This is a genomic window from Dissulfurirhabdus thermomarina (assembly GCF_012979235.1).
GTDB classification, from domain to species: Bacteria; Desulfobacterota; Dissulfuribacteria; order Dissulfuribacterales; family Dissulfurirhabdaceae; genus Dissulfurirhabdus; species Dissulfurirhabdus thermomarina.
In genome coordinates this window covers 64,053-81,457 of the sequence record NZ_JAATWC010000009.1, presented here as the reverse complement: position 1 = coordinate 81,457, position 17,405 = coordinate 64,053, and the positions used below count along the sequence as shown (strand labels likewise).

Sequence of the window (17,405 nt, the reverse complement as noted above, 5' to 3'; positions counted from 1 at the left end):
TGTGGGCGAAGCGGACGGAGCCTAGAAGAGGTAGGCCAGGCTCGCCTGGGCTGCCTGGGCCAGCCGGGCCAGGCCCTGCGGGAGGATCCCGAGGTAGAGGACCCCCAGGCCCATGGCCGCCAGGGCCACGAAGGTGGGGGCGTCCACGCGGCCCACGCTCACCTCGCGGACCGGGTCCTTCATGTAGAGCAGGTAGACGACCCGGAGGTAGTAGTAGGCCCCCATGACGCTGGTCAGGATGCCGAGCGCCGCGAGCAGCAGGTACCCCTCCCGGATGGCCGCCGCGAAGACGTAGAACTTCCCGATGAAGCCGGCGGTGGGCGGCAGGCCCGCCATGGCCACCAGGAAGAGCGAAAGCAGGAAGCTCAGGCCCGGCACCCGGAAGCCGAGGCCCCGGTAGTCCTCGAGGGTCTGGGCCCCCCGTTCCCGGCCGTCGATGAGGTAGACCACGCCGAAGGCGCCGAGGTTCATCAGGGTGTAGGAAAAGAGGTAGAAGAGCACCCCCATCCGCCCGTCGGCGTTGCCGGCCAAAAGACCCAGGGTCATGTAACCGGCGTGGGCGATGGAGGAATAGGCCAGCATCCGCTTGATGTTCTGCTGCGAGATCGCCAGGAGGTTCCCGATGAACATGGTGAGAAGGGCCAGCCACCAGAGCACGGGCTGCCAGTAGGCCGCCATCCCACCGAGGTTGTGGGTCATGAGGAAGTGGGTGACGCCGCCCGTGCTCAGGATGGGCGAAAAGGCCACGGTGAGGATCTTCAGGAAGGCGCCGAAGGCACCGGCCTTGACGGCGGTGGCCATGAAACCGGTGACCACCGAGGGGCTCCCCTCGTAGACGTCCGGCGTCCACATGTGGAAGGGGACCAGGGCCATCTTGAAGAAGAGCCCGGCGCTCAGCATGGCGAAGGCCACCAGGACCGGCGGTTGGCGGAAGAGCCCGCCGGAGAGGATCACCGCCATCTCGCTGAGGTTCAAGGTCCCGGTGAGGCCGTAGAGCCAGACCACGCCGAAGAGGAAGAAGGCGGACCCGAAGCTGCCCAGCAGGAAGTACTTCATGGCCCCTTCCACCGAGGCGCGGTCGTTCTTCAGGTAGGCGGCCAGCACGTAGACGGCGACGGACATCACCTCGAGGGCGATGAACATCATGAGGAGGTCCACCGACTGGACGAAGGCCACGGCGCCGTAGACGGAAAAGAGCAGCAGGATGAAGTACTCGCCCCTGGGCTCCTCGTTGTTCCGCAGGTAGCCGATGCTCATGAGGGCCGCCAGAACCCCGGCCAACAGGAGGACCGCCACCAGGAAGACGGTGAACTTCTCCATGGAGAAGACCCCGGACAACACCACCGCCGACAAGGTCCACTCCCGGAAGACCACGTGCCCGAGGGCGAGGAGCAATCCCACCACGGTGGCCCACCCCAGGGCGGCGCTCCGGGCGGCCCTGGACTGCCCCGCCATGAGGAGTTCCAGGGCGATGAGGACGAGGCCGGTGGCGAGCAGGACGACCTGCCCGCCCGCGATGTTCCAGATGGACTGAAGGTTGAACGCCGTTGCGAGGTCTGTCATGGTCCGTTACTCCGCAATGCCGCCGGCAGGTGGGTTCTCGGAGGGGGCCGCCGCCAGCCGGGCGCCGGGCGCCGAGGCCACGGGCCCGGCCACCTGGACCTGGCTGATGAACCGGTCGACGGACAGGTGCATCTTTTCGAGGAAGAAGTTCGGGTACAAGCCGATCCAGAAGATGAGGGCCACCAAGGGCAGGAGGTAGCCGAGCTCCCGGAGGCTGAGATCCGGCAGCTTCTCGTTCTTGGCGTTGGTCACCGGCCCGTAGAAGACCCGCTGCACCATCCAGAGCATGTAGACCGCCCCGAGGATCACGCCGGTGGCGGCGATCACCGCGGCCCACTTGTAGACCTTGAAGGTCCCCAGCAGGATGAGGAACTCGCCCACGAACCCGTTGGTGGTGGGGAGCCCGATGGACGAGAGGGTCACGATCAGGAAGATGCTGGAATAGACGGGCATGACCCGGGCGATGCCGCCGTACTCCGAGATGAGCCGGGTGTGCCGGCGCTCGTAGATGACCCCCACCAGGAGGAAGAGCGCCCCGGTGGAGATGCCGTGGTTGACCATCTGGAGGATGGATCCCTCGACCCCCTGGGGGCTCAGCACGTAGAGCCCCAGCATGCAGTAGCCGAGGTGGGAGACCGAGGAGTAGGCCACCAGCTTCTTGACGTCGGGCTGGACCATGGCCACCAGGGCCCCGTAGATGATACCCGCCAGGGAGAGCCCGATGATGAGGGGCGCGAAGTAGGCCGAGCCCTCCGGGAAGAGCGGCATGGCGAAGCGGAGGAACCCGTAGGTCCCCATCTTGAGCAGCACCCCGGCCAGGATCACGGATCCCGCCGTGGGCGCCTCCACGTGGGCGTCGGGCAGCCACGTGTGCAACGGGAACATGGGCACCTTGATGGCGAAGGCCAACGCGAAGGCGGCGAAGAAGAGGATCCCGTAGAGGCGCGGCAGCTCCGTCCCGTAGAGCGAGAGGAGGTTGAAGGTCAGCTCGCCCGTGGCCTGGTGATGGAAGTAGACCAGGCCGATGATGCACACCAGCATGAGGAGCGACCCCACCGCGGTGTAGAGGAAGAACTTGATGGCCGCGTAGATCCGCCGCTCCCCGCCCCAAACCCCGATGATGAGGTACATGGGGATGAGCATGAGCTCCCAGAAGACGTAGAAGAGGAAGAGGTCCAGGGCCACGAAGGTGCCGATCATGGCCGTCTCGAGCACCAGCATGGCGACGTGGAACTCCTTCACCCGCCGGTCGATGGCCTTCCATGTGGAGAGGATGGTCAGCGGGGTGAGGAAGGTGGTCAGCAGGATCAGCCAGAAGGAGAGCCCGTCCAACCCGAGGTAGTACGAGATCCCGTAGGAGGGGATCCACGGGTGCTTCTCCACCAGCTGGAACCCGGCCGTCCCGGAGTCGAAGGCGGTATAGACCTTGAGCGACAGGGCGAAGACCGCCAGGGAGGTCAAGAGGGACCACCACCGGATGAGCCTCCGGCCGCCCGTGCTCCCTTGCGGGGTCAGCAGGATGGCCACTACTCCCACCAGCGGCAGGAAGGTCACGTAAGAGAGAATGTGTGTTTCCATCTCGGGTCCTTTTCGTCCTGAGCTAGGATCGCCCCTTCACGTTCCGGCCCGCGGCCTATCGCCAGCCCCCCTCCCCGAAGAGGAGAAAGCACAGGATGGCCACCACCCCCAGGGCCATGAAGGCGGCATAGGTCTGGAGGTAGCCGTTCTGCACCCGCCGGACCAGGCTCGACGTCCAGCGCACGGCCCAGGCGGAGCCGTTCACGCACAGCCCGTCGATGAGCACCACGTCCGCCACCTTCCACAGGACCATGGAGAGGTAGTAGACGGGCTTCACCACCAGGGCTTCGTAGATCTCGTCCACGTAGTACTTGTTGTAGACCAGCTTGTAGGGCAGGGAGAACGTGGCGGCCAGCCGCGCCGGCAGGGTCTCGAACCGCACCCGGTAGATGAAGAAGGCGAGCAGGAAGCCGAGTACCGCCACCAGGACCGACAGCCCCATGAGGCCCCACTCCGTCCCGTGGGAGTAATGGGCCGGGTGCCCCGCGATGGCGACGATCTCGGCGGAGTGCTCGAAGACCGGCTCGAGGAAGTGTTCGAGCAGGTTCGGCACGCCCCCCAGGGTCTCCCCGATGAGGGGAGAGACCCCCATCCAGCCGCCGCAGAAGGAGAGAAACGCGAGGATCACCAGCGGGCCCGTCATGGACACCGGAGACTCGTGGAGGTGGTGGGCCTGTTCCGCCGTCCCCCGGAACGACCCGTGGAAGGTGAGGAAGATGAGCCGGAACATGTAGAAGGCCGTCACCGCCGCGCCGATGGTCCCCACCAGCCAGATGACCCGGCCGGCCTCGGGGAAGAAGGGGAAGGTGAAGGCCTTCCAGAGGATCTCGTCCTTGCTGAAGAAGCCGGCGAAGGGCGGGATGCCGGCGATGGCGATGGTGGCCGTCAGCATGGTCACGTAGGTGACGGGCATCTTCCGGGCCAGCCCCCCCATGTGCCGCATGTCCTGGTCCCCGCCCATGGCATGGATCACCGAGCCGGAGCAGAGGAAGAGGCAGGCCTTGAAGAAGGCGTGGGTCACCAGGTGGAAGATCCCGGCCCAGTAGGCCGCCACCCCCACGCCGATGAACATGTAGCCCAGCTGGCTCACGGTGGAATAGGCCAGGACCTTCTTGATGTCGTTCTGGAGGATGCCGATGGTGGCAGCGTAGAGGGCCGTGGCCGCCGCCACCCCGGCCACCACCAGGAGCGCCGTGGGCGCCAGGGTGTAGAGGATGTTCGACCGGGCCACCATGTAGACGCCGGCGGTCACCATGGTGGCGGCGTGGATGAGGGCCGAGACCGGGGTCGGGCCCGCCATGGCGTCGGGCAGCCACACGTAGAGGGGGATCTGGGCCGACTTGCCCGTGGCGCCCAGGAAGAGCAGGAGGCAGATGGCCACCATCACCGTGGAATCGAGGGGGAGCTGCCCCGCCTCGAAGAGGTGGTAGGCCTTGGGGAAGACCTCCAGGTACGACAAGGACCCGAAGGTCACGAACATGAGAAACATGCCCAGGACGAAGCCGAAGTCGCCGATCCGGTTCACCACGAAGGCCTTCTTGCCGGCGATGGCGTTGTCGAGGCCCTTGTACCAGAACCCGATCAAGAGGTACGAGGCCAGGCCGACCCCCTCCCACCCCACGAACATGACCACGTAGTTGGCCCCGAGGACCAGCATGGCCATGAAGAAGACGAACATGTTGAGGTAGGCGAAGTAACGCCAGTACGACTCGTCGTCGTGCATGTAACCGATGCTGTAGATGTGGATCAGGAACCCGACCCCCGTCACCACCAGGATCATGACCCCGGAGAGCTGATCCACCAGGAAGGCGAGGTCCGCGTGGAACCCGCCCACGGCCATCCAGCTCCAGAGCACCTGGACGAGCTGGCGTTCCTCCGGCGGGCGGGCGAGAAGGTCCCGGAAGACCAGGAGGGCCACGGCGAAGGCGAGGCCCACGCTGGCGCAGCCCACGAAGGAGACGAAGGACTTCCCGGCCTTCTTGCCCAGGAGCCCGTTCAGGAGGAATCCGGCCAGGGGAAAGAGCGGGATGAGTGCAATTGCGCCTTCCATGAATGACCCCTTATCGAGCGATCACCGTCGGGTGGATGGATGCGAGACATGCCGAGGCGACGGACGGCACATGCCCCGCCCCGAAGCGGTCGCGGCCTTGTGCGACGCAGTCACCATTTGAGCAGCTGGAACTTATTCACGTCCACGTCCTGCACGTGGCGGAAGAGGACGATCAGGATGGCCAGGCCCACCGCCACCTCGGCGGCCGCCACGGCATAGATGAAGAGCACCATGACCTGGCCGGCCATGTCGGCCCGGAACTCCGCGAAGGCCGTGAGCATGAGGTTGACGGCGTTCAGCATGAGTTCCACGCACATGAAGAGGACGAGGGCGTTGCGGCGGGTCGCAAAGCCGATGACCCCGAGGCCGAAGAGGATCCCGGCCAGGATGACGTAGTGGTTGAGCGTTACCATGGGCCTGCCCTTCCTAGAGGTTTCGTTTGGCAAGGTAGATGGCGCCGATGAGGGCCACCAGGAGCAGCACCGAGGCCACCTCGAAGTGGAGGAGGAAGTCGGAGAAGAGGAGGTCGCCGACCCTGCCCGGATCCCCGAAGCCGCCGGGAAGCTCCCGCCTGCCGACGATGTCCGCGACCCCCTTGGCCCCCAGGGCCAAAAGCGCCGCGAGCCCCACCCCCAGCGCCGCCCCCAGGGTCCGGAAGGTCTTGTTGGCCTGGAAGGCCTCCAGGCGTCCCTCCGGGGAGACCAGCAACATGATGACGAAGACCACCAGCACCAGGATGGCGCCCGCGTAGATGGCCACCTGGAAGATGGCCACCAGCGGCGCGTGGAGGTGGAGGTAGAGGCCGGCGAGGGCGACGAACACCGTGAGCAGCCCCAGGGCGCAGGGCAACGGGTTCTTCCAGGAAATGGTGAAGAGGCCGGCGGCCACCGCCAGCACCGCGAAACTCCAGAAGTAGTAGTCCATAGGCCGTCCTACATCCCTTGATGATGGCGCCGCAAGGCGACGCCGACCGCCGCGTGGTTCCTCAAAGTCGATGGCGTCGCCAAAGGTCGCCCGCCGCTACAGTGCGCCGGATGCGCTCCGCCTGGCGGCGGACCCGACGCCGCCTCATGTCTCGACATTTCCGCGCTCCGCATTCGGTGACTCCCGCGCGGCCATCCACTCAGAAGGCCTCTTCCAAGGCCGTCACCCCTTCTGGGCCCCCGCCCCGCCCTTGGCCGGCCCGGCCTCGGCCACGGGCACGGGCTTGAGCGGGCGGTGGACGCCGCCGGCCGCCATCGCCCGCCGGTAGTTCTCGAGCATCCGGGGCTTTTCGAGGAGGCACTCCTCCCGGCTCGGCCGGGCCAGCTCGTAGTCGGGGCCCAGGGCCAGGGCGTTCTGGGGACAGGTCTCCTCGCAGAACCCGCAGAAGATGCACCGGAGAAGATCGATCCGGAAGACGGCCGAGAAGGTCTTCTTGGCATACCGTTTGGCGTATTCCTCCTCCTCGCCTTCCGGGACCTTCCCCCGCTCCACGGTGATGCACTGGGCGGGGCAGACCCGGGCGCACATCCCGCACCCGATGCACTTCTCGCGCCCCTGCTCGTCGAGGAGCAACATGTGGGCCCCGCGGAAGACGGGCGAGATCTCCCGCCGGTCCTCCGGGTACTGCCAGGTGGTGGGTACCGTGTGCGGACCCGGCTTCAGGGAGGCCGCGAAGTTCGCCAGGAAGTGCCGGAGCGTGATCCCCAGCCCCTTCAGGATCTCGACGAGGTAGACCCTCTCGGTCAGCGTGTATCTCTTCTGGACGACGGGCTTGGCCATGTCTCGCTCCCGACTGCGCTGCTCACACGCTCAACTGGATGCACAGGGCGGTGATGAAGAGGTTGATGAGGGCCAGGGGGATGAGCGACCGCCACCCGAGGCCCATGACCTGGTCGTAGCGGAAACGGGGCACCGTCCACCGCACCCAGACGAAGAGCCAGAGGAAGAAGGCCACCTTCAGGAAGAAGACCAGGAAGGAGGCGATGCCGTAGCTCACCGGCCCCAGCCACTGCGACATGTCCACGTAGGGCAGATGCCAGGCCCCGAAGTAGAGGGTCACCATGAGGGCCGACAGGGTGTACATGTTCACGTACTCCCCGAAGAGGTAGAGCCCGAGGCGCATGGACCCGTACTCCGTGTGGTAGCCGGCCACGATCTCGCTCTCGGCCTCCGGGAGGTCGAAGGGCACCCGGTTGCCCTCGGCGTAGGCGGCCACGATGAAGAGCAGGAAACCGAGGGGCTGCTTGAAGACCCCCCAGTTGGGCAGCACCCCGAGGAAGGTCCCCTGCTGGGCCAGGGCGATCTCTCGGAGGCTGAAGGAGCCGTAGACCATGACCGCCGCCAGCAGCGCGAGCCCCCAGGGAACCTCGTAGGAGATGAGCTGGGCCGTGGACCGGAGCCCGCCGAGGATGGAGTACTTGTTGTTGGACCCCCAGCCGCCCACGACGATCCCGTAGACGGCCATGGACCCGATGGCCACGATGTAGAGGAAGCCCACGCTGACGTCGGCCACCTGGAGCAGGATCTCCTTGCCGCCGATCACGATCTTGTCCCCGAAGGGCACCACGGCGTAGGCGGAGAAGGCCGGCAGCGCGAAGAGGACGGGGCCCAGGAAGAAGAGCGCCCGGTTCGCCTTGGCCGGCACGATGTCTTCCTTGGTGAAGAGCTTCACCCCGTCGGCCAGCGGCTGGAAGAGCCCGAAGGGGCCGGCCCGGTTGGGCCCGAGACGGTCCTGGATGAGGGCCGAGCCCCGCCGCTCCACCCAGGTCATCAGCGTGGCGATGAGCAGGGTCCACGACCAGATGAAGATCACCTTGATCAGTGCGATGAGCCAGTCGTTCATGAAGCGCCCCTCTCCTTACCGGTCCAGCTCGCCGGCGATGACGTTGAGGCTGCTCAGGCAGGCGATGAGGTCCGCCACCATCTCCCCCTGCACCATCTCGGGGAAGGCCTGGTAGACCATGTAGCAGGGCGGGCGGATCCGGACCCGGTAGGGCTTGTCGGTGCCGTCGCCCTTGATGAAGAACCCGAGTTCCCCGTTGGGGGCCTCGATGGCGTGGTAGACCTCCCCGTCCGGCGCCTTGAGGACCTTGGGGACCTTGGCCATGAGGGGGGCGTCCGGGGGGAGTTCCTTGTACCGCCGGTAGGCCTGCTCGATGAGGCGGATGGACTGCTCCATCTCGATCATCCGCACCATGTAGCGGTCGAAGACGTCCCCGTGCCGCCCCACGGGCACCTCGAAGTCGAACTGGTCGTAGAGGCCGTAGGGCTCGTCCTTTCTAAGATCGCGCCGCACCCCGCAGGCCCGGAGGCAGGGACCGGTGAAGCCCCAGTTCAGGGCGTCCTCGGCCGAGAAGGCGCTGACCCCGATGGTCCGGTCCATCCAGATGCGGTTGTGGGTGAGGAGCCGGTCGGTCTCGTCGATGGCCTTTCGGAGGTTCGGGACGAGCTCGCGCCACCGGGCGTCGAAGTCGGGCGGGAGATCCGCCTCCACCCCGCCGATGCGGCCGAAGGTATTGGTGAGCCGGGCCCCGTTGTACCACTCGAAGATCTCGTAGATCTCCTCGCGCTGGATAAAGAGGTAGAAGAAGGGGGTGAAGGCCCCGAGGTCCACGCCCAGGATGCCCACGCAGACGATGTGGTCCGAGATCCGGGCCAGCTCCATCATGATGAGCCGGATGAGCTGGGCCTTCTCGGGCACCTCGATGCCGAGCAGCTTCTCCACCGCCATCTCGTAGGAGACGTTGTTGGCGATGGCGGAGCAGTAGTTCAGGCGGTCGGTGATCGGGATGAACTGGTGGTAGCTGAGGTTCTCGGCCAGTTTCTCCACACCGCGGTGCAGGTAGCCGATCTCGGGTTCCGCCCGGATGATGGTCTCGCCGTCGGTCTCGGCGATGACCCGGAGCGTCCCGTGCATGGCGGGATGGGACGGCCCGATGTTGATGGTGACGCACTCGCCGGCGGCCGCCGGGATCACCTTTGCGGATTCCGCTACGTCCATGTCCCCTCCTCGACCCGGCGCGCGCGGCGCCGCCGGGCCCTGTACCGGCCCCTCGGCCGGGCTCTTACTCGTAGGAAAGGTGCCGCTCCTCTCCCCGCCCCTCCAGCGGGTAGTCCTTGCGGAGGGGATGGGCGGGGAACTCCTCCCACATGAGGAGCCGCTTGAGATTCGGGTGACCGGCGAACCGGACGCCGAACATGTCGAAGATCTCCCGCTCGGGCCAGTCCGCGGCCTTCCAGAGCCCTGTTACACTGTCCACCACCGGGTCGTCCTCCGGCACCCGCACCTTGACCCGGACCCGCCGGTTGGACTTGAGGGATAAAAGGAGATAGATCACTTCGAACCGCGGGGGCGTCTCGGCGGGCGCCGCGGCGGCCGGGGCCTCCCCGCCCTCGGCGGGCTTCTTCTTGGCGGCCGCCTTGGCCTTGTTCTCGTGGTAGAGGCCCGCGTCCACCCCGACGACGTCGCTCAGGAAGTCGAAGCCGAGCTCCGGGGCGTCCCGAAGCCGGCGGAGGGCCTCCACGATCCGCTCCCGGGGCACCTCCACCGTGAGGTCCCCCCGGAATTCCCCGGCCTGGACCGCAAGCTCGCCCAGGACGGAGGTCACCTGGTCCTTGAGACTCATCTCAGCCTCCCTGCGCCGCCCGGGCCGCCCCGCCGCGAAGGGGACGGTCCCGGTCGATCTTCTCGTGGAGTTCGAGGAGGGCCTGGAGCAGCGCCTCCGGCCGGGGCGGACACCCGGGGATGTAGACGTCCACCGGGATCACGTTGTCGATCCCCTGCAGCGTGGAGTAGGTCCGGAAGACCCCCCCACTGCAGGCGCAGGCCCCCATGGCGATGACCCACTTGGGCTCCGCCATCTGGTCGTAGATCTTCTTGAGCACCGGGACCATCTTCTTGGTGATGGTCCCCGCCTCGATGAGCACGTCGGCCTGCCGGGGCGAGAAGCTGGGCCGCTCCGCACCGAACCGGGCCATGTCGTAGCCGGAGGCCAGGGCGGCCATCATCTCGATGCCGCAACAGGCGGTCCCGTAGGGGAGCGGCCAGGGAGAGCGCTTGCGCCCCCAGTTGATCAGTTGCTCGAAGGTGGTCAGCAGCCAGCCGTTTCCGCCGTATGCCTCGAAGGCCATGCGCGACTCCTTAGTCCCACTCGATGGCGCCCTTGCGGATGGCGTAGATCAGCCCCGCCAGGAGGACGGCCACGAAGACGAATATCTCAAAAAAAACGCCCCAGCCGAACTGGGCCAGGGCCTTGTAACGAACCGCCAGGGGGTAGATGAGAACCGTCTCGAGGTCGAAGACCAGGAAGAGGACGGCCACGACGTAATACTTGACGTCGTAGCGCTTGTGCCCGGCATCGAGGAGGGGGACGCCGCACTCGTAGGTGTCGAGCTTGCCGGGCTTGGGCCGCATGGGGCCGAGCAGCGCCGAGATGATCAGCATCCCGAGGATGGCCGCCACGGACACGACCAGATACATGGCGATGGTTTCGAAACCGCTCATCATGCCGCGACTCCTTTCGGGCAGGGCGGCGGCCGGACCAGGGCCTCCCCCCGCCCGGGCCGAACCGCCGGGGCGCGGCCCCACAGGGCCGGCGGCCGCGCCGGCTGGCATCCGCAGTCCGGGGATCTTCAAAGAGCCGAATATGGTAACGTCAGCAATTCCCCGAAAACATCGAGCCTACGTTTATATCAGGCCCCCGGCCGTGTCAAGGAAAAAATGAATTGCGCCTCAGTATCCGGAACGGCCTTTTATTCTTAAATATCAAATTATTAGCCCTTGCCATCCACGATAATCGGGGGTATCATGTCATCTGGCGGGCTGACCGGCCGTGATGGGTGACGGCCGCCGCCTCGCCCCGCGGCCACGCGTTTTTCCCCGCAAAGGACCGCTCCCGGGCCGCCATGACCATGCCGAAATCCATCGTCTCGAAGATCGAGGACGCCCTCCGCCGCCGGTGCGGGGTCCGGCCGGGCCACGGGATCCTTGTCGCCATTTCCGGCGGCCCGGACTCCACCTTCCTGTGCCACGCGCTCCGGGAGATCGCCCACCGGTGGCCGCTCCGGCTCGCCGCCGCCCACTTCCACCACGGCATCCGGGGCCCGGCGGCGGACCGGGACGCCGCCTTCGCCGCGACCCTGGCCCGGGACCTCGGCCTCCCCTTCTTCTCCGGCCGGGCAGACGCCCCGGCCCATGCCCGGCGCCACGGACTCTCCCTGGAAGAGGCGGCGCGGGAACTGCGCCTCGGCTTCCTCCGCGAGGCGGCGGCCGGGGCGGGGGCGGACCGGATCGCCCTCGGCCATACCGCCGACGACCAGGCCGAGGAGGTCCTGCTGCGCCTCCTGCGCGGAAGCGCCCTTGCGGGCCTGAGCGGCATTCCGTGGCGGCGCGGACCCTTCGTCCGCCCCCTCCTCGGCACCCGGAAGGCCGAGATCCTGGCCGAGCTGGAGCGGCGCCGCCTCCCCTGGTGCCGGGACGAAACCAACTCGGACCCCCGACACCTGAGAAACCGCGTCCGCTCCAGGCTCCTTCCCTTGCTGCGGGAACACTTCAACCCCGCCGTGGAGGCGACCCTCAACCGAACCGCCGCCCTCCTGGCCGATGACGAGGCCGTCCTGGAAGACCTGGCCCGGGCGGCCTTCTCCCGCCTCGAAAACGACGCCCCCGCGCCTTCCGGCGGGCCGATCCGCCTCCGGGTCGCCGACCTCCTGGCCGAGGCACCGGCCATACGGCGCCGTGTCGTCCGGCTGGCCTTGGAGGCCGCGGGGGCCCCGCTCCGGCGCCTGGTCGCCGCCCACCTCCTGGGCGTGGAGGCCCTCCTCGCCCGGAACCGGGACGGGCGGATCGACCTCCCCGGCGGGGTGCGGGCCGAGCGGCGGGACGACCGCCTGGTGTTGCACCGCGGGGAGGTCCCGGCCGCCTCCCGCCCCGCCCCGGCGGCCCCCGTCGCGGTCCACCTCCCCGGCGCCTGGGCGGTCCCCGGGACGCCGCACCGCGTCCGGGCGGAACCGGCCGTCCCACCCGAGGACTTCCCGCGGGCGGCGCCCCTCCCCGGAGGCCGCACCCTCTTCGTGGACGCCGCCCGGCTGCCGGACGCCCTCGCCCTCCGCACGCGCCGGCCCGGGGACCGCTTCTGGCCCCTGGGCGCCCCGGCGCCGGTCCGCCTCAAGGGCTTCCTGAGCCGGCGCGGGGTGCCGAGGTCCACCCGCGACACCCTGCCCCTGCTCGTGGACGAAGGAGAAGTGCTGGCCGTCCTGGGGGTCGAGGTCTCGCACCGCGTCCGGGTCCGGCCCGACACCCGCCGCGCCTTCTCCCTCACCCTGGAGCCGCGGTGACGCTGGCCGCCCCGTTGTTGCGCCGGTGGCACCGGATTGTGTAATTTGCGGAGATGAGAAAACCTCGAGACGCCCAACCCGGGATGCACGCACCCGGATCGCCGGATGTCCGGCGGACCGCTTCCACGGACGAGGGCCTCCCCGCCCCCCCCGCGGGGACGAGCGGTCTGGAACGAGGCCGCGGCCCGCGGCCCCCTGCGGCGCCATCGAGAGAACGACCGGCCGGCACGGCCGGACCCGGCCGCCCGGCCCCCGCGCGGCCGCGGCCGGCGTCCCCACCCTGGAGGGATCCACTTTGAACACCTTCTACAAGAACCTGAGCCTCTGGCTCGTCATCCTGCTCGTGGTCCTCTTCCTGTACCACCTCTTCAGCGTCCCGCAGGAGCCGATCCAGGAGATCCTCTACAGCGACTTCATCGGCTACGTGGAAAAGGGCGAGGTCCAGCGCATCCAGATCGACAAGGAGAACGTGGACGGGGTCTTCATCAACCAGAAGACCTTCCATACCGTGATCCCCTTCCAGGATCCCGACCTCATGCCGCTGCTCAAGAAACACAAGGTGGCCATCAAGGTCCTGCCCTCCCAGGAGACGCCCTGGTACACGACGTTGCTGCTCTCCTGGGTCCCCATGCTGCTCCTCATCGGGGTCTGGATCTTCTTCATGCGCCAGATGCAGTCGGGCGGCGGGCGGGCCATGTCCTTCGGGCGCAGCCGGGCCAAGCTCATGACCGGCCAGAGCGTCAAGGTGACCTTCGACGACATCGCCGGAGTCGACGAGGCCAAGGAGGAGCTCACCGAGACGGTGGCCTTCCTCAAGGATCCGAAGAAGTTCACCCGCCTCGGGGGCCGGGTCCCGAAGGGCGTCCTCCTGGTGGGGCCCCCGGGCACCGGCAAGACCCTCCTCGCCAAGGCCATCGCCGGGGAGGCGGACGTCCCCTTCTTCAGCATCAGCGGCTCGGACTTCGTGGAGATGTTCGTGGGCGTGGGTGCCTCCCGGGTCCGGGACCTCTTCCTCCAGGCCAAGAAGCACGCCCCGTGCATCATCTTCATCGACGAGATCGACGCCGTGGGCCGCCACCGGGGCGCCGGCCTCGGCGGCGGGCACGACGAGCGCGAGCAGACCCTCAACCAGCTCCTGGTGGAGATGGACGGCTTCGAGACCACCGAGGGGGTCATCGTGGTCGCGGCCACCAACCGCCCCGACGTCCTCGACCCGGCGCTGCTCCGGCCCGGCCGGTTCGACCGCCAGGTCACGGTGCCCGTCCCCGACGTCCGGGGCCGCGAGGCCATCCTCCAGGTGCACGCCCGTGAGATCCCCCTGGCCGACGACGTGGACCTCTCCCTCATCGCCCGGGGGACGCCGGGATTTTCCGGCGCCGACCTCGAGAACCTCGTCAACGAGGCCGCCCTCATGGCCGCCCGCGAGAACAAGGACCAGGTCACCATGGCGGACTTCGAGGCCGCCAAGGACAAGGTCCTCATGGGCGCCGAGCGAAAGAGCCTCATCCTCTCGGAGGAGGAAAAGCGCATCACCGCCTACCACGAGGCGGGCCACACCCTGGTGGCCAAGCTGCTGCCCGGGACGGACCCCATCCACAAGGTCACCATCATCCCCCGGGGCCGGGCCCTGGGGCTCACCCAGCAGCTGCCCGTGGACGAACGCCACACCTACCCCCGATCCTACCTCCGCAACAACCTGGCCATCCTCCTCGGCGGCCGGGTGGCGGAAGAACTCGTCCTGGACGAATCCACCACCGGGGCGGGCAACGACATCGAGCGGGCCTCGGACCTGGCCCGCAAGATGGTCTGCGAGTGGGGGATGAGCGAGGCCCTGGGGCCGGTCTCCTTCGGAAAGCGCGAGGAACACGTCTTCCTGGGCAAGGACTTCGGCCAGGTCAAGGACTACAGCGAGGCCACCGCCCTCAAGATCGACGAGGAGATCCAGCGGACCGTGAACACCGCCTACCGGCAGGCCAAGGAACTCCTCTCCCGCAACATCGAGGTCCTCCATGCCCTGGCCGGCGCCCTCCTCGAGCACGAGTCCCTGGACGGGGCCGCCATCGACGCCATCATCCAGGGACACCGGGGAGAGACCGGACAGCCGGTGGAGGCGAAGGAGGCCGATGCGTCCTGAGAGCCCGCCGGCGCCCCTCGTGCTGCGCCGCTCCACCTTTCACTGGGGGAGCCGGACCTACATCATGGGGGTCCTCAACGTCACCCCGGACTCCTTCTCGGACGGAGGCCGCTTCCTCGACCCCGAGGCCGCCGTGGAACAGGCCCTCGCCCTGGAGGCGGCCGGCGCCGACATCGTGGACGTGGGCGGCGAGTCCACCCGGCCCTACGCCGACCCCGTTACCGAGGAGGAGGAACTCCGGCGCACGGTGCCGGTCATCGAGGCCATCCGCCGCCGTTCCGACGTTCCCGTCTCCATCGACACCACAAAGGCGGCGGTGGCCGAGGCGGCGCTGGCGGCGGGGGCCGACATGATCAACGACGTCAGTGCCCTCCGGGCCGACCCCCGCATGGCCGAGACGGCGGCCCGGCACGGGGCCCCTGTGGTGCTCATGCACATGCGCGGCACCCCGGGGACCATGCAGGACGACACCCACTACGACGACCTGGTGGGCGAGGTGCACGACTTCCTGGCCGAGCGCGTGGCCTGGGCCGAGGCCCGCGGCATCCCCAGGGGGAAGATCCTGGTGGACCCCGGCATCGGCTTCGGCAAGAGCTACCAGGGCAACCTGGTGCTGCTCAACCGCCTGGACGCCCTGCTCGACATCGGGGTCCCGGTCCTGGTGGGGCCGTCCCGGAAGGCCTTCCTCGGGGCCGTCACCGGGCGGGCCGCTCCGGCGGAGCGCGACGCGGCCACCCTGGGCGCCGTGGCGGCCGCCGCCCTCAGGGGATGCCACGTGGTCCGCGTCCACGACCCCGCCCCGACCGTGGACGTCCTCAAGGCGGTGGACGCGATCCGGTCCGAGACCCTCCCGGACCCCGGAGCGGGGGAACGTCCGTGACGAGGGCGGCCCGCCCGACGATTCCGTGGCCGCCGCTATTGAAACCTCGGCTTTCTGCCGAAAAACAAGCTAGACGCCGGGTGCCACCGGAAACGCCCATGCGCCCGGGGCCCGCCCGCCGGGGAAGATGACCGAGCACTGGTTCTCATACCTCCCGTTGTCCAGGTGGTGGCTGGATGTCATCGACATCCTCCTCGTCGCCTTCCTGCTCTACCGGGTCATGCTGCTGCTGCGGGGGACGCGGGCGGTCCAGATGGCGGCGGGCCTCGCCGTCATCATCGTGGTCTACTTCGCCGCCAAGGCCCTCGAGCTCTATACCCTTCACTGGCTCCTGGGCACCGTCCTGAGCTCCCTGTTCCTGCTCATCATCATCGTCTTCCAGGACGACATCCGCCGGGTGCTCACCCAGATGGGCCAGACCCCCTTCCTCAAGACCCGGGTCAAGACCTTCCAGGCCATGGAGGAGGTGGCCAAGGCGGCCTCGACCCTGGCCGAGACGAAGACCGGCGCCCTCATGGTCCTCGAGCGGGAGATCGGCCTCGGCGACTACCTCGAGTCGGGCGTGCCCGTTGACGGCCGCGTCACCCGCGAGCTGCTCTGCACCATCTTCCACCCCGGGACCCCGCTCCACGACGGCGCGGTCATCATCCGGGACGGCCGCCTGGCCGGGGCCGGCTGCGTCCTGCCGCTCACCACCAACCCGGACGTCAGCAAGCGCCTCGGGACCCGCCACCGCGCCGCCATCGGCGTCACGGAGCACACCGACGCCGTGGCCGTGGTGGTCTCGGAAGAGACGGGCAGCATCTCTGTGGCCATCGCCGGCAAGATCACCCGCGGCATCGACTCGGGCACCCTCCGGCGCATCCTCCACAACACCTTCTCCCTGGAGGAGGAGGAACGGCCTTGGTGGAAACGGAGGCTCATCTAGGCGGCCATGATGCGCTGGCAGGAAATCGCCGTGAAGAACTGGACGCTGAAGCTCATCGCCCTGGTCTTCGCCGTTCTCATGTGGGCGTACGTCTCCACCGAGCAACAGGCCGAGATCGGGCTCTCCATCCCCTTGGAGATCGTCAACGTCCCCAAGGGCTACACCATCGCCAACGACCTGCCGGCCTCCATCGACATCCGCGTGGCCGGCCCCCGGAGCATCATAAAGAACCTGCCGTACCAGCGCCTGTCCAAGGTCATCGACCTGAGCGACGCCCGTCCGGGCAAGGGCATCGTCCACGTCACCGCCGAAGGCCTTTCCCTGCCCGGCGGGGTCCGCCCCGTCCGGATCACCCCGAGCGACATCGAGATAGTCCTGGAGCGGCTGGCCCGGAAATCCGTCCCCGTCAAGGCCGTGGTCCAGGGGAAGGTGGCCCCCACCGCCAAGATCTACGACGTCACGGTGGACCCGCCGGTGGTGGTCCTCAGCGGGCCGGAGAGCGAACTCCGGACGATCAAGGAGATCGCCACCGCCCCCGTGGACGTCTCGGGGGCCGACGCCGACGTGATCCGCACCGTTCCCCTCGACGTCTCGGGCATCCGGAGCACCCCGGAAGGCAGCTCCCAGGTCAAGGTCACCGTGAAGGTGGGGCCCGTGCTCGGGACCAAGCGCGTCGGTGACATCCCCGTCCGTCTCCAGGGCGAGGCGGCCGGGGCCTCCTGGTGGCCGAAGGTCGTCACGGTCACCGCGGAGGGCCCCCTCACCCAGGTCCGGGGCCTGGGCCCCAAGGACTTCTCCATCCTGGTCCCGGCCGGGGGGCTCGCCCCCGGGGTCCACGAGGTCCGCCCCCGATGGTCCGCCCCCGACAACATCACCTTGCGTTCCATCACGCCCGAGTTTATTAAGGTCACCATTCCGCGATCTGCCCGGTAACCCGGCTCCGCCCGGGGCC

General features: G+C 68.2%; 15 protein-coding genes and 1 pseudogene. 5 read left to right on the top strand and 11 right to left on the bottom strand.

What is annotated here, in order from left to right:
- Positions 1-21: 21 nt before the first annotated feature.
- From HCU62_RS09955 to HCU62_RS09905, 11 genes and pseudogenes are all read right to left on the bottom strand, one after another.
- Positions 22-1,563: an NADH-quinone oxidoreductase subunit N gene (locus HCU62_RS09955; protein WP_163297625.1), complete on the bottom strand. Its 1,542-nt coding sequence runs from the start codon at positions 1,561-1,563 to the stop codon at positions 22-24.
- Between the two features lie 6 nt (positions 1,564-1,569).
- Positions 1,570-3,141, bottom strand: a complete 1,572-nt coding sequence (locus HCU62_RS09950; RefSeq protein WP_163297626.1) for an NADH-quinone oxidoreductase subunit M — start codon at positions 3,139-3,141, stop codon at positions 1,570-1,572.
- A gap of 55 nt (positions 3,142-3,196) precedes the next feature.
- Positions 3,197-5,191, bottom strand: a complete 1,995-nt coding sequence (nuoL, locus tag HCU62_RS09945; RefSeq protein ID WP_163297627.1) for an NADH-quinone oxidoreductase subunit L — start codon at positions 5,189-5,191, stop codon at positions 3,197-3,199.
- Positions 5,192-5,301: 110 nt separating this feature from the next.
- Positions 5,302-5,604 carry an NADH-quinone oxidoreductase subunit NuoK gene (nuoK, locus tag HCU62_RS09940; protein WP_163297628.1) on the bottom strand — a complete coding sequence of 101 codons (303 nt, stop codon included), beginning with the start codon at positions 5,602-5,604 and terminating at the stop codon, positions 5,302-5,304.
- Between the two features lie 13 nt (positions 5,605-5,617).
- Complete coding sequence (locus HCU62_RS09935; RefSeq protein WP_163297629.1) at positions 5,618-6,115, bottom strand: NADH-quinone oxidoreductase subunit J family protein; 498 nt, start codon at positions 6,113-6,115, stop codon at positions 5,618-5,620.
- 330 nt (positions 6,116-6,445) lie between these two features.
- A pseudogene (locus tag HCU62_RS09930) lies at positions 6,446-6,955 on the bottom strand (NuoI/complex I 23 kDa subunit family protein); the annotation flags it as partial.
- A 22-nt stretch (positions 6,956-6,977) separates the two neighbouring features.
- The gene (nuoH, locus tag HCU62_RS09925) at positions 6,978-8,018 is read right to left on the bottom strand and encodes an NADH-quinone oxidoreductase subunit NuoH (protein ID WP_163297631.1); all 1,041 of its coding nucleotides are present in this window, start codon (positions 8,016-8,018) and stop codon (positions 6,978-6,980) included.
- 15 nt (positions 8,019-8,033) lie between these two features.
- The gene (locus HCU62_RS09920; RefSeq protein ID WP_163297632.1) at positions 8,034-9,176 is read right to left on the bottom strand and encodes an NADH-quinone oxidoreductase subunit D; all 1,143 of its coding nucleotides are present in this window, start codon (positions 9,174-9,176) and stop codon (positions 8,034-8,036) included.
- Positions 9,177-9,240: 64 nt separating this feature from the next.
- Positions 9,241-9,801 carry an NADH-quinone oxidoreductase subunit C gene (locus HCU62_RS09915; RefSeq protein WP_163297633.1) on the bottom strand — a complete coding sequence of 187 codons (561 nt, stop codon included), beginning with the start codon at positions 9,799-9,801 and terminating at the stop codon, positions 9,241-9,243.
- 1 nt (position 9,802) lies between these two features.
- Positions 9,803-10,306 carry an NADH-quinone oxidoreductase subunit B gene (locus tag HCU62_RS09910; protein ID WP_163297634.1) on the bottom strand — a complete coding sequence of 168 codons (504 nt, stop codon included), beginning with the start codon at positions 10,304-10,306 and terminating at the stop codon, positions 9,803-9,805.
- A gap of 10 nt (positions 10,307-10,316) precedes the next feature.
- On the bottom strand, positions 10,317-10,679 hold the full coding sequence (locus HCU62_RS09905) for an NADH-quinone oxidoreductase subunit A (protein ID WP_163297635.1): 363 nt from the start codon (positions 10,677-10,679) through the stop codon (positions 10,317-10,319).
- Between the two features lie 407 nt (positions 10,680-11,086).
- Here HCU62_RS09905 and tilS point away from each other — a divergent pair, with 407 nt between their 5' ends.
- The 5 genes from tilS to HCU62_RS09880 all read left to right on the top strand — a co-directional run bounded on the left by tilS (position 11,087) and on the right by HCU62_RS09880 (position 17,386).
- Positions 11,087-12,511: a tRNA lysidine(34) synthetase TilS gene (gene tilS / locus HCU62_RS09900; RefSeq protein WP_169755598.1), complete on the top strand. Its 1,425-nt coding sequence runs from the start codon at positions 11,087-11,089 to the stop codon at positions 12,509-12,511.
- 295 nt (positions 12,512-12,806) lie between these two features.
- The gene (gene ftsH, locus HCU62_RS09895; RefSeq protein WP_163298971.1) at positions 12,807-14,645 is read left to right on the top strand and encodes an ATP-dependent zinc metalloprotease FtsH; all 1,839 of its coding nucleotides are present in this window, start codon (positions 12,807-12,809) and stop codon (positions 14,643-14,645) included.
- A complete protein-coding gene (folP, locus tag HCU62_RS09890; protein WP_163298970.1) occupies positions 14,635-15,525 on the top strand; it encodes a dihydropteroate synthase in 891 nt (296 codons plus the stop codon). The genes ftsH and folP overlap by 11 nt, the downstream gene beginning before the upstream one ends.
- Positions 15,526-15,652: 127 nt before the next feature.
- Positions 15,653-16,453: a diadenylate cyclase CdaA gene (cdaA, locus tag HCU62_RS09885; RefSeq protein ID WP_163298969.1), complete on the top strand. Its 801-nt coding sequence runs from the start codon at positions 15,653-15,655 to the stop codon at positions 16,451-16,453.
- Between the two features lie 30 nt (positions 16,454-16,483).
- Positions 16,484-17,386, top strand: coding sequence for a CdaR family protein (locus tag HCU62_RS09880; RefSeq protein ID WP_163298968.1), 903 nt, complete (start codon positions 16,484-16,486; stop codon positions 17,384-17,386).
- The last annotated feature ends 19 nt before the right edge of the window (positions 17,387-17,405 follow it).